This window comes from Tenacibaculum sp. MAR_2009_124 (assembly GCF_900105455.1).
Taxonomy (GTDB): domain Bacteria; phylum Bacteroidota; class Bacteroidia; order Flavobacteriales; family Flavobacteriaceae; genus Polaribacter.
Genome location: NZ_FNSF01000005.1, coordinates 873,150 through 893,065, shown reverse-complemented (window position 1 = coordinate 893,065; position 19,916 = coordinate 873,150). Strand labels below are relative to the sequence as shown.

The 19,916-nt window shown below is 31.2% G+C and carries 17 protein-coding genes; 4 read left to right on the top strand and 13 right to left on the bottom strand.

Annotated features, from left to right (window positions below; genetic code table 11):
* The first annotated feature begins 216 nt into the window (after positions 1–216).
* On the top strand, positions 217–1,095 hold the full coding sequence (locus tag BLW23_RS14575) for a sterol desaturase family protein (RefSeq protein WP_093671098.1): 879 nt from the start codon (positions 217–219) through the stop codon (positions 1,093–1,095).
* Between the two features lie 61 nt (positions 1,096–1,156).
* Here the strand turns inward: BLW23_RS14575 and BLW23_RS14570 are convergent, their stop codons facing one another.
* From BLW23_RS14570 to mutS, 3 genes are all read right to left on the bottom strand, one after another.
* Positions 1,157–1,924 carry an enoyl-CoA hydratase/isomerase family protein gene (locus tag BLW23_RS14570; protein ID WP_093671096.1) on the bottom strand — a complete coding sequence of 256 codons (768 nt, stop codon included), beginning with the start codon at positions 1,922–1,924 and terminating at the stop codon, positions 1,157–1,159.
* A gap of 304 nt (positions 1,925–2,228) precedes the next feature.
* Positions 2,229–3,572: an MATE family efflux transporter gene (locus BLW23_RS14565; protein ID WP_093671094.1), complete on the bottom strand. Its 1,344-nt coding sequence runs from the start codon at positions 3,570–3,572 to the stop codon at positions 2,229–2,231.
* Between the two features lie 348 nt (positions 3,573–3,920).
* On the bottom strand, positions 3,921–6,530 hold the full coding sequence (mutS, locus tag BLW23_RS14560; RefSeq protein ID WP_093671092.1) for a DNA mismatch repair protein MutS: 2,610 nt from the start codon (positions 6,528–6,530) through the stop codon (positions 3,921–3,923).
* 116 nt (positions 6,531–6,646) lie between these two features.
* Here mutS and BLW23_RS14555 point away from each other — a divergent pair, with 116 nt between their 5' ends.
* Positions 6,647–7,174 (top strand): RNA methyltransferase, encoded by a 528-nt coding sequence (locus BLW23_RS14555; protein WP_093671090.1) that lies wholly within the window; start codon positions 6,647–6,649, stop codon positions 7,172–7,174.
* On the opposite strand, the gene BLW23_RS14550 is transcribed toward BLW23_RS14555, so the two are convergent.
* The 7 genes from BLW23_RS14550 to BLW23_RS14520 form a co-directional block, all read right to left on the bottom strand.
* Positions 7,175–8,284 carry a hypothetical protein gene (locus tag BLW23_RS14550; RefSeq protein WP_093671088.1) on the bottom strand — a complete coding sequence of 370 codons (1,110 nt, stop codon included), beginning with the start codon at positions 8,282–8,284 and terminating at the stop codon, positions 7,175–7,177. It lies immediately after the preceding gene.
* A gap of 6 nt (positions 8,285–8,290) precedes the next feature.
* Positions 8,291–9,085 carry a DUF695 domain-containing protein gene (locus tag BLW23_RS14545; protein ID WP_093671086.1) on the bottom strand — a complete coding sequence of 265 codons (795 nt, stop codon included), beginning with the start codon at positions 9,083–9,085 and terminating at the stop codon, positions 8,291–8,293.
* A 14-nt stretch (positions 9,086–9,099) separates the two neighbouring features.
* The gene (locus BLW23_RS14540; RefSeq protein ID WP_093671084.1) at positions 9,100–10,206 is read right to left on the bottom strand and encodes a DUF4272 domain-containing protein; all 1,107 of its coding nucleotides are present in this window, start codon (positions 10,204–10,206) and stop codon (positions 9,100–9,102) included.
* 167 nt (positions 10,207–10,373) lie between these two features.
* Positions 10,374–11,642, bottom strand: a complete 1,269-nt coding sequence (locus BLW23_RS14535) for an MFS transporter (RefSeq protein ID WP_093671082.1) — start codon at positions 11,640–11,642, stop codon at positions 10,374–10,376.
* 3 nt (positions 11,643–11,645) lie between these two features.
* Positions 11,646–12,305, bottom strand: a complete 660-nt coding sequence (locus tag BLW23_RS14530; protein WP_093671080.1) for a hypothetical protein — start codon at positions 12,303–12,305, stop codon at positions 11,646–11,648.
* Positions 12,306–12,619: 314 nt separating this feature from the next.
* Positions 12,620–13,615 (bottom strand): NAD(P)H-dependent glycerol-3-phosphate dehydrogenase, encoded by a 996-nt coding sequence (locus BLW23_RS14525; RefSeq protein ID WP_093671078.1) that lies wholly within the window; start codon positions 13,613–13,615, stop codon positions 12,620–12,622.
* A gap of 172 nt (positions 13,616–13,787) precedes the next feature.
* Positions 13,788–15,383 (bottom strand): tetratricopeptide repeat protein, encoded by a 1,596-nt coding sequence (locus BLW23_RS14520; protein WP_093671076.1) that lies wholly within the window; start codon positions 15,381–15,383, stop codon positions 13,788–13,790.
* A gap of 411 nt (positions 15,384–15,794) precedes the next feature.
* Here BLW23_RS14520 and dut point away from each other — a divergent pair, with 411 nt between their 5' ends.
* Both dut and BLW23_RS14510 read left to right on the top strand, forming a co-directional pair.
* Positions 15,795–16,226, top strand: a complete 432-nt coding sequence (gene dut, locus BLW23_RS14515) for a dUTP diphosphatase (protein ID WP_093671074.1) — start codon at positions 15,795–15,797, stop codon at positions 16,224–16,226.
* Between the two features lie 47 nt (positions 16,227–16,273).
* The gene (locus tag BLW23_RS14510) at positions 16,274–16,717 is read left to right on the top strand and encodes a DinB family protein (protein ID WP_093671072.1); all 444 of its coding nucleotides are present in this window, start codon (positions 16,274–16,276) and stop codon (positions 16,715–16,717) included.
* A gap of 15 nt (positions 16,718–16,732) precedes the next feature.
* Here BLW23_RS14510 and BLW23_RS14505 read toward each other — a convergent pair whose 3' ends face one another.
* From BLW23_RS14505 to BLW23_RS14495, 3 genes are read right to left on the bottom strand one after another with little or no spacing between them, the layout of a single operon-like run.
* Positions 16,733–17,269, bottom strand: coding sequence for a GNAT family N-acetyltransferase (locus tag BLW23_RS14505; protein WP_093671070.1), 537 nt, complete (start codon positions 17,267–17,269; stop codon positions 16,733–16,735).
* A 3-nt stretch (positions 17,270–17,272) separates the two neighbouring features.
* Complete coding sequence (locus tag BLW23_RS14500; RefSeq protein ID WP_218134057.1) at positions 17,273–18,952, bottom strand: amidohydrolase; 1,680 nt, start codon at positions 18,950–18,952, stop codon at positions 17,273–17,275.
* 26 nt (positions 18,953–18,978) lie between these two features.
* Entirely contained in the window at positions 18,979–19,836 is an 858-nt protein-coding gene (locus tag BLW23_RS14495; protein ID WP_093671066.1) for an AraC family transcriptional regulator, read from the bottom strand.
* Positions 19,837–19,916: the final 80 nt, after the last annotated feature.

Genomic DNA, 19,916 nt, shown 5'->3' with positions numbered 1-19,916 from the left:
ACATGTTCTACTTTTACCTCATCTTAATTAAACATGAAATTAACGGATGAAAAACTACAAATTAGATAAACACTGGTATTCAGGATTTTTAGGTTTTGTTGGTCTTTATAAACTCACTGAAATAGTCAGTTTTTTCACAGCTAACGGCTCTTTTTTGGTTTTCTTAAACCTACTGTGGTTTTTGTGGTTTTCTTACTTTATACCTACTAAAAAACAATGAATTTTAAACAACTTACTTTTTTGTTTGAGCAAGCGCCCATCGTAAAATATGTTGCCTTCTTTTTTATCTTTAACCTACTACTAATTAGTATTGAATTTTTACTAGATTTTTTTTCAACTAAAAAAAGAAGGTGGAAAGATTCCGGAGCGAATATCATCATATTCTTCATGAATCAATTGTTAGATAAAACAATTGTTGGAAGTATTGGAATCATCGCTCTAGTTCCTTTACAATATTTTTCACTGTTCGAAATTCCATTGAATTTTTGGACATGGGTACTTGCTATTTTCATTGCGGATTTCACCTATTATTGGATGCATAGAATTGAACATGAACATCGAATTTTGTGGGCTAGTCATAGTGTACATCATTCTTCCGAAGATTATAACTTAACTATCGCAATGCGCTTAAGTATCGTAGAAGGTTTGTTTGAATGGATTTTCTTAATTCCAATGATTATTATTGGCTTTAGCCCTTTTCAAGCTATTGTAGGTTTAGTATTAGTTGCTCAATATCAAACCTGGATTCATACAGAGCGTATTGGCAAATTAGGATGGCTTGATGAAATTTTTAATACGCCTTCAACGCACAGAGTACATCATGGTTCGAATAACAAATATTTAGATAAAAACTATGGAGGAATATTGATTCTCTGGGATAAGTTATTTGGAACTTTTCGAAGGGAAGAAGAAAAGGTAATTTACGGGTTAACTAAAAACATTAAAACAAACAATCCGATCACTATAAACTTTATTGAATATGCTAATATTTACAAGGATGTAAAAAAGTGCAGAACCTTAAAACACAAACTCAAAATGATTTTTGGAAACCTTGTTTGGAAGCCAAAGTATTTTAACACTAGCGATAAAAATTAAATGTTTCGCCTTTATTTTTGTTAATTACTCTCATGGATTCAACATCCATAAGAGTAATTTTTTATTTCTTAAATTTTTCTAATGCCTTTTTTGTAAAATCGGACAACACTAATTTCCCTGAAGTTTCGGCTCTATCAATTAATAAGCTATTCCAGTTTTCAGTACCTATCCAAAGTGCTTTTTTCATTTCATCTAAGGCTTCGGGATTATAAGACGCTAACTTTTCAGAAAATAGATCAACTTCCTTATCTAGTTCTCCTATATTTTCAAACACTCTTGCATATAGTCCTTTTTCCTTTGCCCAATAAGCGTTTTTCCAGTTAGTAGCATCTAAGGTTAATTCAGATAAACCACTAACGCCAATCTTACGTTTTACGGCAGGAGCAATAACAAAAGGACCAATTCCTATCGTAAATTCAGAAAGTTTAATTGAGGCGTGCTCTGTTGCTAAAACATAATCACAAGCAGCAGCTAATCCTACTCCTCCACCAACAGTTTTACCCTGTACTCGTCCTATAATTAACTTCGAACATTTACGCATTGCATTGATCACATTGGCAAAACCTGAAAAGAACTTTTTACCGTCTTCTAAATTAGTTATTGAAACCAATTCATCGAATGAAGCTCCAGCACAAAACGCTCTATTTCCTTCAGATTTTAACACAATAATAGCCACCTCTTTATTGGTAGACAATGAATCAAATTCATTTGCCAAACGCTCTAACAATTCACTTGGAAAAGAATTACTGGCTGGATGACCAAATTCAATAATAGCTATTTTATTTTCTATTTTGGTATATAAACTTCCGTTAGGTCGAGTTGTTGTCATTTTTGTAAGATTTATTCAAAAATAAGAATTTTTAAAGTAGAAAAACTCTATAAACAATAACGTCCTTTCGAAGGAATGATTATGAATGAAAAATCTGAAAACATTGAATAATATTCTAAAATTGTGATAGATTTCTCCCTACGGTCGAAATGACCATGATGATGGTTTTGCCGGTATATATATTAGTCATAGTATGCGTCATTTCGAAGGAATGATAATGACTGAGAAATCTGAAAACTTTAAATAAAATTCAAAAACTGTGATAGATTTCTCCTTGCAGTCGAAATGACTTCAATGATGGCTTCTATTCAGTTTTTTCTTGTTTCGCCAGCGGTAAAAACTTATTTCTAAAAATAAAAATCAAAGGAATGCTACGTGCTATAATCCAACAATAAAAGGCAATCCAAATGGCATGCAATTTATAATCGAATTGATCAAAAATCATTAACACAGGAATAAATACAAAAGTAGTTGCTAAAAGTAATATGTTTCTCAAATACTTGGCCTCTCCCATACCTTTAAACATACCATCATAAATAAAGGCTACAGAACAAATAGGTTGCATGAGTAAAATAATCCAGAAACTATTATAGAACTGCTCTAAAACTAAGGCTTCCTTAGTAAAAGTTTTCCCTATAAAAGAATAAAATATAAATCCAATTAGTGCCAAAGTACTTCCAAATAACAACCCGTAAATAATGAGTTTCCTTCCTAGTTGTAGTAAGGTTTTATATGCCTTTGCTCCTAATAATTTTCCCGACAGAATATTTCCAGCACTTGAATATCCATCAATCATAAAGGCACCCATTAACCAAAGGTTAAATCCAATTGTATAAGCTGCAATATATTCTTTTCCATATTCTGTTGCGTAGGAAGTTCCGAAATACAACGCCAGGTTTAAGGCTATTGTACGCACAAATAAATTAGTAATTATACTGATAAACCTCGATATTTCTTTATTAAAAGGTAACGAAAATCGTAATCGAATAGATGTTTTAGAGAGTAATAAGTACATAGACAACATGGCCATTATAAACTGAGCAATAACACTTGCATATGCTGCCCCTCGAATATTCATAGCAGGTATATAGTTTTCAACCCCATACACCAATAGAATATCTAAAATAATATTAATTATGGTTCCAACGATGGCTATTAACATTGGATAGTAGGTGTTTTGTAATCCTCTGAAAATTCCGAAAACAGCAATCACAAATAGAGTAAAAGGAAAGCCAAAAGCACGTATTTTATAATATTCAACAGAAAAATCTAAAATGATTCCTTTAGCATTGTAAAATTCAAATATTTGTTGAGCAAACGGATAGCTGAGTGCTAAAATGACCAAACTCGTAGTAACCACAAGAACTAGCGCTTGCGCAGGTAATTCTTTAATTTCATTTAACTTATTGGCTCCTAAATATTGCGATACTATGGAAGAAATAGCGCTTCTGGTTTGACCAAACACCCATATCAACATAGATAAAAAAGCCCCTACAATTCCGATAGCGGCAATACTCTCAGTAGCGTTGCTTTGAATGTTCCCTACAATAGCTAAATCAGTTGTAGACAATAAGGGTTCAGCAACACCAGCAATTAAAGCTGGAATGGCCAATTTATTAATTCGTTTAAAGCTAATATCGTGGGTCATAATAGAGATCAAAAATAGGACAATAAATATTGTTTTAATACTTTTGAGTATAAGGAATTGTTATAAGTAGATTCAACTAGCAAATTTATAGTTTCTACTCATTTTATTCTTTTATTTTTAATTCTTACTTACCTAAATCACACGAAAGGATTCGTGCGACAGCGCGGTGAAAAAAGAATCAAAAAAATCTAGTCTGCATAAATCTTCTCTCTAAAATTATCATCCTCGAAACTAATATGAAAAGAACTCGTTTCACTCAAACAGCTTTTCATATTTTTCGTTTCTTGCGGTGTAATCTTAGATTTGATTTCTGATGACGGCTTGTAGACGTAAAAGAAATACTAGAGCTTACTTCTTCACCAACATACGCTTAATTTCATTAAGCTTCATTAAGGCTTCTATTGGCGTAAGGGTATCAATATTCGTAGTAAGTATTTCTTCTCTTAAATCTTCTAATAATGGATCATCTAACTGAAAAAAGCTTAATTGCATTTCTTCATTATTCACATCTTTTAAAGTGTCTTTTACCTCTTTATGTGCGTGGTTTTCTTCTAACTGTTTTAGTATTTTGTTAGCTCTTCGAATCACCATAGAAGGCATTCCTGCAAGTTTAGCTACATGAATTCCGAAACTATGATTACTTCCTCCTGACACCAACTTTCTTAAGAAAATAATACTATCCTTTAACTCTTTTACAGAAACATTAAAGTTTTTAATGCGCTCAAAAGTAGTGGTCATTTCATTTAACTCATGATAATGCGTAGCGAATAATGTTTTTGCTTTTGTAGGGTGTTCATGTAAATATTCTGCAATAGCCCAAGCAATAGAAATCCCGTCATAGGTAGAAGTTCCTCTTCCAATTTCATCAAGTAACACCAAACTTCTTTCCGATATATTGTTCAAAATAGAAGCAGTCTCATTCATTTCCACCATAAACGTAGATTCTCCCATCGAAATATTATCGCTGGCACCTACTCTTGTAAAAATTTTATCTACTAATCCTATACGTGCGTTTTGCGCTGGTACATAACTTCCCATTTGAGCTAGTAACACAATTAATGCTGTTTGACGTAAAATAGCAGATTTACCCGACATGTTAGGTCCTGTAATCATAATAACCTGTTGTTGGTTTCTATTCAACACTACATCATTAGCAATATACTCTTCACTAATAGGTAATTGCTTTTCAATAACAGGATGACGTCCGTTTTTTATTTCAATATCCGTACTTTTATCAATGATCGGACGTACATAATTATTCTCAACAGCCAAAGTAGCGAAGGACAATAAACAATCAATTTGAGCTATTAATTGCGCGTTGTGCTGCACTGGTTGCACGAATCCAATAATATATTTGATTAATTCACTAAATATTTCTGTTTCTAATTGCTGAATCTTCTCTTCAGCACCTAAAATTTTTCCTTCGTATTCTTTTAATTCCTCAGTAATATAGCGTTCAGCATTTACCAAGGTTTGTTTACGAATCCATTCTTCAGGAACCTTATCTCTATGTGTATTTCTAACTTCAATATAGTATCCGAAAACATTATTAAAGGCAATTTTTAAACTAGGAATACCTGTTATTTCTGTTTCTCTCGCCAACATTCCATCGAGATATTCTTTTCCAGAGTTCGCAATGCTTCGAAGCTCATCTAATTCCTCCGAAACTCCATTAGCAATAGCGTTTCCTTTATTAATATTTACAGGAGCATCATCGAAAACTGTTATACTTATTTTTTCGATTAACTCTTTACAATCGTCTAATTGACCACCTATTAATTTTACCGAAGCATTTTTACTTTTTTCAGCTGCTTTTTTTATAGGAATAATTGCTTTTAACGAGTTTTTCAACAATACAGTTTCTCTTGGTGAAACTTTTCCTGTTGCTACCTTTGAAATCAAACGTTCAATATCTGAAATTTGCTTTAACTGGTAGGTTACTGTTTCTAAGAAAGCATCGTTATCAATTAAAAACTTTACTAATTCATGACGCTGTTTAATAGCATCTAAATCTTTTAAAGGAAGTGCCAACCATCGCTTTAATAACCTTCCTCCCATTGGAGAAATGGTTTTATCAATAATATTTAATAACGAAACCGAATTGACTGAATTACCTCCGTATAGCTCTAAATTTTTAATCGTAAAACGATCCATCCAAACATAATTATCTTCAGCTATTCTGCCAATAGATTGAATATGCTCTAGTTTGTTGTGTTGTGTTTCAGAAAGATAATACATCACTGCGCCACCCGCTACAATTCCATGTTCTAATTCATCAACACCAAATCCTTTTAAGTTTTTTACTTTAAAATGATTAATTAGTGTTTCAAATCCATAATCTTTTTGAAACACCCAATCTTCCAAATAAAACGTATGAAATCGATTCGTAAAAAGCTCTAAAAACTTTTGTTTAAATTGTTTTTGAACCAATACTTCACTTGGTGAAAAATTCTGTAAGAGTTTATCAACATACTCCTCATTTCCTTGAGCAATTAAATACTCTCCTGTAGAAACGTCTAAAAAAGAAACTCCAATTAGTTTCTTTCCAAAATGAACCGCAGCTAAGAAATTATTTGATTTTGATTGTAAAATGTCGTCGTTTAATGCAACACCTGGAGTCACTAACTCAGTAACACCACGTTTTACAATTTTCTTGGTCATTTTAGGATCTTCCAACTGATCACAAATAGCCACACGAAGTCCGGACTTTACTAACTTTGGCAAATACGTATTTAAGGAATGGTGAGGAAAACCAGCTAGCGCTGTTTCACTTTCACTTCCCGCTCCTCTTTTGGTTAAAATAATACCTAATACTTCTGATGCCTTGATAGCATCATCACCAAAGGTTTCATAAAAATCACCCACCCTAAATAATAACATTGCATCTGGATATTTTCCCTTTATCCCGTTATATTGTTGCATTAGTGGGGTTACCTTTTTTGCCTTTGCTTTTGCCAAGTTTATGGATTTTTTCTGTTAGTTTTGCGAAGATAGAAAAAAGTGATTAGTTGTTGGTTTTTAAGAGCCAGTTTTATAGTCAACCGAATAGCTATTATTTTAAATTCAAAGTATTTATGAGAAAACTAAAAAACAGTGAGTTAGGAAGAATTAGTGTTTCCGCTTTTAAAGAAGCTTCTAAAACTCCTATAATTGTAGTTTTAGATAATATTAGAAGCTTAAACAATATTGGTTCTGTATTTAGAACGGCTGATGCTTTTTTAATTGAAAAGATTTATTTGTGTGGTATTACTGCAACTCCTCCAAATAAAGAAATTCATAAAACCGCTTTAGGCGCAACAGAATCGGTTACTTGGGAATATGTTGAAAGTTCTGTAGAGTTAGTAAACCAACTTAAAAATGATGGTGTTGTGGTTGCTAGTATTGAACAAGCCGAGAATAGCACTATCTTAGATACTTTTACTCCTGATAACTCGAAAAAAATTGCAGTTGTTTTTGGTAATGAGGTAAAGGGAGTTCAGCAAGAAGTTGTTTCTAATTCTGATGTTTGTATTGAAATACCTCAGCTTGGAACCAAACACTCATTAAACATATCAGTAAGCTGCGGTGTTGTTTTATGGGATTTGTTTACTAAGTTGAAATAATTAATTAGGGCTACAATTTCCTTCTATAACCTCTTTTACAGACAATTCTTTAGCATTACTCGCAAAGAATAATACATTAATCATATCTCTATCTGTTAATAGCTTTTTTAGCGCACAAAAATCAGAAAGTAATTCATTATATCTAATATATAGGTTTCCACCAACAAGGCTCAAGTTTTCCAAGCCTTTTAAACTGGTTAAGTAAGTACTAGCTATATAAATATCACCACCAACATATTCTAAATTATTCAAGTTATCAATACTATTTAATAAACTATAATTAATACTAATTTCACCATTTACATTCATTAGCCTGTTAAGTCCGCCTAGATTTTCTAAGCGCTGATTTTCCTTTAGGATTAAATCACCATTTATGGACTGTAAATTATCCAAGCCTTTTAAGTTTTTAAGTGCATTATTCCTTGAAATTTCAAGACTTCCAATAGTTTGTAATTTTTCTATTCCTTCTAAGTTTATCAATGATTTATTACTAGCTATTTCAAGGATGCTTCCTTCTAAATGTATTAAACCATTTAATCCTTGTAAGTTTACTAATGAATCATTGCTTATCAGAGATATTTTCTTGACTTTATTTTCTATTTTTTCCAGTCCTTTTAAACTTTTTAAAGTATAATTTTCGGCTATAAATATTCTAAAATTAACAGTTGATAGTTGTTTAAGTCCAGTTAAATCAATTAACTCACTATTATGCCAAACCAATAAACTCCTATTAATAGTTGATAATACATCTAAACCTGAAAGGTCTTTTAATTTAGGGTTACTAAAAATAATTACATCTTTACCAACACTTTCCAAGTTATTTATTCCTTCAAAAGATGTAAGGTTTTCATTTTCGGAAACTTTAAAAGTTTTGCCTATTTTTCTTATTGTCTCTAACCCTTTTAAATTGTCAATAATATCAACAGAGTCTATGATTAGATTTCCTGTTACTTCCGTATAATGTTGCTTTACCGCTTTTTTGTAATCTTCACCATTTTTTATAACCAAATCCCCTGCAAAAACATTTGGTTTTATTTCTCGTTTTTTTTGGGTGCATTCCCAAAAAAAAATTGTTATGAGTAATCCTAAAACTATCTTTTTATAAAGCATAGATAATTAATTTGCTATTGGGCATCCCCAACCGTCATACATTCCATTACTTTTATTCGCCAATTCCATTAACTCCCAAACATAATCATTTACTTCATGTGGTATTATAACATCTTCCCTCCCAATATTTACGTTGTATTGAAATTCATGTTCCTCATTCTTTTCTTTACTTAGAATTTCATAACCTAAATCAATCACAGCTTCAATAAAAACGTTGGCTTCATCATCGTTTTTAAAATATATCCAATGATCAACTTTTCGTTTCATTTCAGGGTTATCACCATGTTCTCTTAATTGCATGATTACTTTACCATTTTGAATCGTTTGAAACTCATATGGATTCGGATATAGGAAATTATAATAATCGTTCCATTCCTTATCCTCCTTAAAATCTACCGCATATCGATACTCCTTAAATTGTTGTAGCATTGTGTCTATAACAATTTTCTCAATACCATCAGTGGCAGTTGCATACATATACAAATCTAAACGACCATCTGTTTTTATGGCGCCAGCTAAAATAGCATCATGTTTCGTACTGATATTATCAAAAATAGTGTCTTCGATAGCATTAATAGTTTCGAATTCTTCTCTTGTCGTAAAACCATTTTCGTCAGGATGTAATAGTTTCACTGAAAACCATATTTGTTGACGATAACCGTTAATGGGAGCTACTTCATGATGTGCTAAATTCAATCGTATCGAAGCTGGTTTATCTTCAATTCTACAGAAAAAAGAAGCCCAATCTTGATTCACCTCTATCTTTTCCGGTTTATTCTTTCCAAAAAGTTTTTTAAACATACGTTCTTAAATTTTTAAGTGCTTGTCGACACATTATCCCAATCTTCTCCATAGCGATCAATTAACCAATTTAACGCATAATGTCTTTCATACACCACACTCGAATTTACATGAGAAGGCGCTGGTTCGTTTTTAACTCGTGCATTCACACAAGCCCAGTGCAATCGATAGGTAAAATCAAATTCATTTAATATTTCATTAATGTCTCTTAAATTGTAATTCAATAAAAACTCTTCAAAATCACGAAACTCTCTGATTGGCTCAATGAGTGAGGCTACATCTACCATTTGAGTTGGAAAATGTAGTTCATTGGCATATCCAGCTGCCCACATTAAAACATTGAGAGACTCATATCGCCAAATTGCATTTATATAATCTTGTTCCTCTAGCTCAGTGTTCTTTAAAAAGTGAAGCTCCCATGGAGATACATTATCTGGATGAATGGCATATTTTTCTAAAACTTGAAAGGATACATCCGGCTTCTTTAACTCACCTTTTGCTGCTATTGCGGCCAAGGTAATTATTCGAGTAGCAACTTCTTCTTCCGTTCGATATTTGATTTGACTTGATGACGGTATTACTGGTAGACTTTCTAAAGTAGGAATTCCTCTTTGTTGTAATAACTCAATCGTAGCTTTTTTCCTTCTTTCACCTTCAGAATCCGACTGAACACCTGCATCAAAGGTTTGAGCAGACATTTTAACATCATATTCGCTTAATTCACAACCGCCACTAGCATCGATAATCAATTGCCAATTTTTTGTATAAAATGCCATTGATGGAGAAAAAATAAGTCCATACATTTCATCAACCAAAACATTAATAAGCGGTGTAATTTCCTCTTCAGAATTAAACTCAACTTTATACCCTTTTACACAAGATGCTAAATGCATTAAAAACTTGGAATGAACCTCCATATAATCAGGATTTATAAGTCCTGAATAAAAGTTTAACATGCCTTCACGTTGTGCAAGAAAGTAATCGTCGCCATCACTAATTTTAACATTTAAATTAGGAATGCTAATTTCAGATTCCAAGACCGTTGGATTAAAACTAGAAAGTGTTTCTAATAGTTTTTCTGACTCTGTAAATGAGGTAAAAAAGTAAATGCTTTTTGTCATGATTCAAGTTTTTCAAATGATATTCCTATATGAGAAAAACTCACTTAGGAAACTATTATCATTCATAAAGATGAATCATAATAATTCAAAACAAAAATCAATTTATTATTTGTTAGAAAACAGCTACTATCCGTTTAACGCCAATAAGTAAACTTCAAAAATATTGTCTATTCAGACTTTTCATGTTCTTCTAGATCTTTAGATAAATCTAGTTTTCTTAGTGTAGGATTAAATACCCCTGTAGCAACCACCGTAATTAAGGTCATGGTTCCACCGAAAATAACTGCCGTTACTGTTCCCATTAATTTCGCGGTTAAGCCACTTTCAAGAGCTCCTAATTCATTTGAAGATCCAACAAACATAGAGTTTACAGAGGCCACTCTACCACGCATATGGTCAGGTGTTTTCAATTGTAAAATGGTTTGTCTGATTACCATAGAAACACCATCGGTTACGCCGTAAAAGAATAATGCCATTAAAGAAACCAAAAATATTTTGGAAGCTCCAAAAATAATCACGCAAACTCCAAAGCCGAAAATAGCAGTTAACAGTTTCATTCCTGCATTTTTACTAATAGGTATAAATGCTGTAACTAACATTGTTAAAAAAGCTCCAACAGCAGGTGCCGCTCTAAGTGCACCAAACCCTGTGGCTCCTACTTCCAATATATCTTGAGCAAAGATTGGTAATAAAGCAACAGCGCCACCAAAAAGCACAGAAATCATGTCTAAAGTAATAGCTCCAAGAATGGCTTTTGTTTTAAAAACAAAGGAAACACCTTCTTTAAGACTCTTTTTTATAGATTCTCCTTTTTTATGATTTAAAATTGGTTTTTTCTTAATGAAAAACACCATAAAAAGTGAAAATAAAACCAATCCGAAAACAATACTTAGCGATTTACTTACCCCAATTAAAGAAATAGAATATCCTGCAAAAGCAGGACCTAATACTCCTGCAACTTGCCATGTAGTACTACTCCAAGTAGCTGCATTTGGATACAAGCGTTTTGGAACTATTAATGCCACTAAAGAGAAAATGGTAGGTCCGAAAAACGAACGCAAAAATCCACCAAAAAAAACAAGTGCATAAATCGAATATAACACATTTTTTGAATTCCAACCTTCTACATAATCAGAGTTTGTTAAAAAGAAAAGTCCAAAACTGATTAATGAAAAAAAAGCAATACACCATGCCAATAAATTTCGTTTTTCTTTTTGATCTACAATATGACCTGCAAAGAGCGCCATTGAAAACGCTGGTACAAATTCAAACGCACCAATTAATCCTAAACTCCATGGATCTTTTGTTAAAGAATACACCTGCCACTCAACAAGTATAAATTGCATGGACCAAGCGAACACCAATGCAAATCTTACCAATAAAAATATATTAAACTCTTTTATTCTAAGAGAGGCAATGGGGTCTTTTTTTTCCATGTATTAGTTTAATTTTAAGTCCATTAAAATGGCAAAAGTTTCATTCACATCTTGTTCCTTAACAACAATGGTCATTTCATGGGTAGTAGATATAACTTCTTGAACAGCAATATTTGCCCAAGCAAATTGTTTTAATATAAAATAATAAACTCCTGATTGTTCTAAGTTTTCTTTTGGCAGCTTTATTGTAATAGAAGCAAGATCGTTTACACTATTAATTAATATCTCACTCTTAAAAATGTCTTCTACATAAGGCTGTAAGTTTTTACTTGTTACAATATTCGTTTCAAAAATTCCTTGAGAAACGGTTAAAAAGTAATCATTACTATCTGCAGACTTGCTTAAAATTTTTGCTATTTCTTTAAGTAAAGATGGTGTGTTTTTAAAAGTAAAGTCACACAAATCAGATCGTACAATAACATCTCCTAAATCAAGTGCTAACTTTTTTATATTTTTTCTTATTCGCAATTCATTGACCGGTGATAACCTGTTAATTGCCATCATTACAGCTCCTACTTTTACATCTTTCTTTAAAAGTTTTGAAACTTCAGGTAAAATTTCTCGAGCTAGTGATGATACATTAATCAGTTTTTCATTGAGTGCTTCTTCAATAAAAGGTGTTTTTCGAATAGTTATTTCGACAGCTTCTTGAATTGTTTTCATGGGTTCTTTAAATTGAGTTTTAACAATTAAAACATAACTGCTTAAAAATCAAGCTATACCTATAAAAGGTCATTATTATACATTTGTTTTATTTGTTAAATTTTAAACTAAAAGTAATAAATAATTACATTAATGTAAAAATATACTTTTATTTTTAAATCAAGATATTTTATAAAAAAATTTGTATTTTAGATTTTTAGGCTAATTTTGTCGAAATTTTCACAATACGATACTAAAAAACATATAATATATTGAAGCGATTGATGAGGACTTCTTATTTCATAAGGAGAGTTTTTTGTACAAATGCAAACAACTTAATCTAATCTATTTGTTAACTTTTTAAACTCATCTTTCGCTTCTTTTTTATCATATAAAATATTATAAACGGCGTCAATAATTGGAGTTTTGGCTTCGTTTTCTTTTTTAATTTTATAGGCACTATTTGCAGCATAATATCCTTCTGCTACCATACTCATTTCGAACATTGCCGATTTAACTGTATATCCTTTACCAATCATATTTCCAAACATTCTGTTTCTACTAAACACAGAATACCCTGTTACTAACAAATCTCCTAAGTATGCCGAATTATTAATATTACGCTTCATTTTATGAACTTTCTTAATAAAACGTTTCATTTCTCTAATGGCATTACTCATTAAAACCGATTGGAAATTATCACCATAGCCTAAACCATGAGCAATACCAGCTGCTATCGCATAAATATTCTTAAGCATTGCAGCATATTCAGTTCCGATAATATCATCTGAAATTTTTGTTTTTATATAACGTCCAGCAATAAACTTGCTTAAATCTTTTGCTTTTTGTTCATCTTGACAAGCAAGTGTTAAATAAGATAATCGTTCCATAGCTACTTCTTCAGCATGACACGGTCCTGTAATTACTCCAATATTTTCGTAAGGTATTTGATGAATATCATGAAAATGCTCTCCAACAATTAATCCCGTTTCTGGAATAATTCCTTTGATTGCTGAAAAAATTATTTTGTTTTGTAGTGAAACTGTAAGTTTATCTAACTCTGATTTTAAAAAGGCCGAAGGAATAGCAAAGATAAGTACATCATAATTTTGAACTATTGAATCAATATCATCTGATAGATCTAATTGTTCGGGGTGTAACTCTGCAGAACTTAGGTAACTTGGGTTATGCTTATTTCTTTTTATATGCTCAATAGCATATGCGCTTCTCATATACCATCCAATGGTATCAAGATTTTCAGAAAGCATTTTAACAATAGCTGTTGCCCAGCTTCCGCCTCCGAGTACGGCTATTTTTTTATTGTCTTTCATTCAGTCGTTTGTTTTGTTATGCGAAATTAATAAATCTGACAACTACAATCTAAAACTTAAGGTTATTATATTTTATCCATTAAAACTTTAAACACAAACTAGGCAATAGAAAATCTATTGCCTTATTTATGTTTATCCTCTATCGAAATTTATATTAACTATACGTTTTTCTTTATTTTATGGACTCAGCTTTCTTATAAAATTCTTGAGCTTCAGTTATTTTACCTATTCTAGAATAACAATCTCCTAAATATTTCCATGCCTTCGCTGAATTTGGAAACATTTGTGTTACTGAATAAAGAACTCCGATTGCCTGTTGATATTGACCTTGGTTTAATAATAGTTTTCCAGCATCAATAAATTTTCTTTCAAAATCGAAATATTTATATCTAGAATCTTGCATCATCTTGGCAATGTCTTTTTGTAAGGTTTCCATATCACCTTTACTAAACAATGTTCTTATATGCTCCATAGGTCTTAATATAAAACCTTCTGAGTTAAATGTATGAACCGCTCTCAAAACTGGGTCTTCGTTGTTTTTATATTCATCAAAACTCATGTCTACTGATAATTGAGGTGTTAACCAAGCGTCATTTGACCAAGGAGCTTTATCTTGCCACCAAGCAAATGATAACAATACTTTCATTTTACTGTTTGGTAAATAAACAGGGCTTGCATCTCCGTAAAAATTAACGTTTTCACTCGTAGCCTCTCCAACAAATATTGCATTGGTATAGGTATCTAATCGATTCACTAGGTTTTGACAAGCTGAAAATGTATCTCTACCAATTATGATGAATAGTTTTTCTTTTTGGTTGATTTTTTTATTCTCAATAATACCAGTGATAATTGGTTTTACCAAGTAATTATTTCCTCCGCCATTTAAACGAACATCAAGTATTAATTTTTCAACATCATTCTCTTCTATAAAGTCAAAAACTCGTTTGTAAAATGCTTCAATCGATTCCGATTCATCATTTCTAACTCTACTATGCCTAACATAAACTGTTTTTTGTTTTGATAGGTATTCGTAAAAATACATTTTATCTAAATCCTTAAGATACAATGGCGTTCTATCTTGATTTCTAGCACTTAACCAATCATTTTTATGCTGCACATATCCATAGGTTGTAGGTACACGTTTTTTATTAGATAATACTGTAAACTTTTGTTGAAAAGTATCTCCGTTCTTTTCTAAAGTAAGTGTTATTGAGTTTTGAAGCTTTTTTGTAATTTTTTGTGCATGCAATACTTCAGGATAACGCATATCATTTATTCCATAAGCCTTAAAAAATTGAGAGTTCTCTACTGCAACAGTAGGTTCAATTATATCTAGAACTTCTGAAATAGGCATTCCCTCTACTTCAATAACTTTTGCTCCAACTGCTTTTGAATAATTTTTATGAGTTCCTTGAATATAAATCCCGTCATTAAATTCATATAAGTTGAATGGAAATTGAGAAAACTTAAAAGACTTTTGATTGTAGGAAACATAAGTGTGTCCATATTTAAATAGAGAAACTATTCGAGAAAACCCTACAATAATCTCATGCTCTTGTAAATCAGGAATTTCATTGTGTAATTTTTCAACCGCAGTATTAAACTCCTTGGCTGTTGTTTTTTTGAATAAAAAAGAAAAATCGTTATTAACCGTTTTCTGTAAAAACCTTAAATCTTCCCGCCATTGTAACGCACTAATCCTTTTTTGTTCCTGTGCTGAAACATTAAAAAAAAAGAATATACAGAGTATAAAAAGTATTTTTCTCATGATGTTTTTTTTAAGTTAATAGTTATGTTACTAAATTAACATACGACACTCAAAAAAAATCATTCAATATACTGAAATGTAATTTTTCCCTACCCAATTGTAATAATTGCATGTTTATCAACCTTATACAATGAACTCGTTTAAACAAGCTGCATTAGAAACAATACTGATAAATAAAATTCCAATTGCAACAAATCTTAAATATTGAATTCGTTCAACAGACATAAACGTGTTGTTTACAATAGGTCTACTACTCGAATTCATTATTAATTTATCTCTGTATTTTTATAATTTTTAATAGGTAATATCTCATTTGCTAACAATTATCTTGGTAGGTATTAAGAAAAGCTAAGGCTAATTTCAAATGAAAAAAATCCTGTATTTTTGACATCGATAATTTAATTTTTAGCAATGAACGTACAAATTATAAACAAATCTAAACATGAAATTCCAACTTATGAAACTGAAGGATCTGCTGGAATGGATTTACGTGCAAATATTGAGGAAGCTATAACCTTAAAACCTCTGGAACGTACTATAGTAAAAACAGGGTTATTTATTGCACTTCCTATTGGTTTTGAAGCTCAAGTACGTCCAAGAAGTGGTTTAGCCGCAAAAAAGGGAATTACTGTATTAAATGCTCCAGGAACAGTAGATGCCGATTATCGCGGAGAGATTGGTGTGATTTTAGTGAACTTATCAAATGAAAACTTTACTATTAATGACGGTGAGCGTATAGCACAATTAGTGATTGCTAAACATGAACGTGTTACATGGGAACAAGTAACTACTTTAGATGAAACTGAGCGTGGCGCTGGTGGATTTGGGAGTACAGGTGTTTAAATATGTACTAGTAAATCATATTTAAAATCTATTAAAAAGAAATACTTTTGAAAGAAACGGTTGCTAAATTAGAGAACTTAATAAAAGTAGGATTCGATTATATTTCGAAATCTTCTGAACAGGAATTGTCTAAGAAATTAAATGATAAAACTTGGTCGAAAAAGGAGAATATCGGTCATTTAATTGACTCTGGAATTAATAATCTTCAACGGTTTACAGAAATTCAATTCGAAGATAAGCCATATAAGATCAGAAAATACAATCAAGATGCACTGGTTAAAGCTAATGATTATCAAAACTCTGATCATAACGAATTTGTTCAGTTATGGGTTTCTTTAAATAATCGTATTAAAACTCTAATGATACAACAATCGGAAACTAATTTAAACTTCGAGATTGAATTGGATCAAGGAAAAATTTCTGATTTGCGATTTTTAATGAACGATTATGTGGATCATTTAGAACATCACCTAAAACAAATAATGGAGTAAAAAACGAAACCAAACTTATAGTTTTTTATAAACTTGACTCATTTTTCGAACTTCATCATATAACAATTCAAAGTCTAAAAAGCAATGTGAATGGTATTGATACCCCATTCTTTTATAAAAATTGAATGCCTGAGATTGTTCATCCATAGCATCTAACCATATATATTCATATTGCTTTTTCATGGCTTGTTCTTCTAACCAGTTCAACACTAATTTTCCAACACCTTTTCCTTGTACATTTTTATGTAAGTATATTCTATGAAGCTTAACTATTCTCTTTTCACTAAAACCTTCTAATTCTTTATTCCAAAGAATACGAAAATTTCCCACTTTTTCACCATTGAAAAGTACATAATAATAGTCTGCATTCTTCTCGGAGAGTTCCTTTAAAATGTTCTCTTTCGAATATTGACTATTAACATACCAATTACCTCCGTCTTTCCAAAAATGACTATAAGCAGCTGGATAAACTTCTTTCATTAAAGAATAAAGCGCATTGAAATTATCATTAGAAATTTCTTCTAATTGAATAGTATCTGATATTTGGATCATCGATTATTTCTTGTAAATCAATTTTCCGTTAAAAATAGTGATTAAAACTTTTGTGGTACTTATTTTATTGACAGGAATCGAAAAAATATCTTTATCCAATACGATAAAATCAGCCAATTTTCCTTTTTCAATAGATCCAACTTTTTCCTCTTGCCGCATGGTATAAGCTCCATTAATTGTATAAGCCTTAATAGCTTCTTCTAAGGATATATCTTGAAAGCTTCTCATCACAGCATTTTGAATGCCTATAAAAGGATTTAGACTACTAACATTCCAATCGCTACTCAATGTTATTCTTGCTCCTGCTTCTTTTAATGCTTTAATAGGAATTAAATCATTTGCTAAAGTACTTCCTACCAAATGCTCATTTTCATGCCAATAATTTGGTTTTGTAAAATCACCTGCTACTTGGGCATCAGCGGTAACATTTAAGCTTTTAAATCTGTTAATATCGCTTTCATCAATCATTTCAACATGTGTCAATCGATGCCTACCATTACTCGTTCCTCCTTGTTCAATAGCATTCAAAGCTTCGGTAATTCCTCTATTTCCAATGGCATGTATATGAAAATCAAATCCTATATTTTCTAATTCTTTTATGTATTTTTTAATTCTATTTGAGGTAAAATAATTAATACCATTGTTTGAGTTTAATCCAAAAAAGTTCACTTTATAATCGCTATGTAAAGCAGCCGTAGTATTATGTGTAATACCATCAGCATATAGTTTTATTTGATTAATTTTTAATAAATCATTATTAACATTATAAAGCTCCTTTAATCTTCGTAATTGATTCTCATCATTTTCATCGGGATATGCCCACAATCCCAAATTAAAGCGGGCTGTTAACTTTTTATCGTTTGCTAAATTAATCCATGTTTTATGTTGATTTCTTTTCCAATAAGTTCTCGCATCACATACTGAGGTAATTCCATTTTTTGCCAATTCTGGCAATACATACGATACCATTCCATCATATTCTCCATAAGTATCATTTAGTTCACTTAAAGCTTGTTGAAATACGATATCTCCAGCATTGTCTATCAATATCCCATTCAAATCACCATCATCTTTCATAATAATTCCTCCTTGTGGGTTTGCAGTAGTATTTGTAATTCCTGCCAATTCCAAAGCCTTTGAGTTTACCCACATTGAATGTGATGTTTGCTCCATAATAATTACTGGTCTATCGGAAACAGCATCGTCTATAATCTGTAATGGATTTCTTTCCGATTCTAACAATGTATTGATAGAATGACCAAAACCTATCAACCAATCTATATCGGGATTTCTTCGGCTTGCTTTTTTTATTTCAGAAATGTAATTCTCAGCATTAGCTTCATCTTCATTTAAAGTAAAAACTGTTGTATTCGAACCTACTTCCATCGGATGCATATGAACATCATGAAATCCAGGTAAAACCAGTTTTCCTTTCAAATCAACCCTTTCTACACTTTTACCAATTTTACCTTCTGCTTCTTGAGAAGAACCTACAAATGCAATTTCGTTTCCTTTTACAATTATAGCTTCTGCCCAAGGCATTTGAGAATTTACTGTATATATTTTACCATTAAAATAAAGTATTTCCTTTTCCTTAATCGATTCACTCAATAATTCATCTTCCTTTTTATCACAAGATTTAGAGGTTAGTACAATACTTAATATGATAATAATAAACTTCATTTTTTTCATTTTATACTGATTGTTAATCAGCCTTTTAAAGGTATATAAATTTCTGTTTCATATAAACTGACATCATCTGTGTTTCCTTCATGCTTAATGTACTTTTCAATAAAAGGAGCCTCGGATACTTCTTTATCTGTTGTGAATAACCATCGACTAAATATTTTATCATAGGTTTTATCAATTCTTTGGTAAGGACCAACATGGGTAAAAACAGCATACTTTTGCTCTTTAAGTGTTTTTACTCTAAACTTTTGATTTGAAATATTTATAGAATGAAACCGAATACATGCATCATAGTTATAATGAATTGCTTCTGAAATTATAGGTTCATCCCAAATTATTCCAAAATATTCAACGTTGTTTGTATCAATTGCTAAAGCTTCAACTTCGTTTAAAAAATCGTTCCAAAGAGTATCAATTTTTATGCTGTAATAATCACCTTTAAAGGTGGTGTACACTAATTCCATTTTAGGTAAAACAGTAATTTTTTCCTCAAAAAAAGGCATTGTTTGTTTTTCAATTATCTTATTATTTCGAAATAAATTTTCTTTTTTACTTCGATAAACAGCAGGTGAAATACCAAAATGCTTTTTAAACGATTTACTGAAGGTTTGAACATCGGCATAACCAATTTCTTCAGCTATAATTTTAATTTCTTCCGAAGTAAACAGTAATTTTTTTGCTCCATTTTCCAATTTAATTCGTGTTACATAAGCACCTATGGTTTCACCATAATATCCCTTAAATACTCTCTGTAAATTTCTATATGAAAAGTTCGACAAATTTTCCAACTCTTGTATTGAAATTTTTAAATTGTAGCTGGTTCTTAAATAGGAAACTACTTGTTGCAACCGGTATTTATAAAACTCTTTTGTTTCCATGATACAAATGTAATTCGACTTATTATTTAGGTTTTTGTCATAAATTGACAATTTAAAATACGAAAAAAGCAGCTTATGTT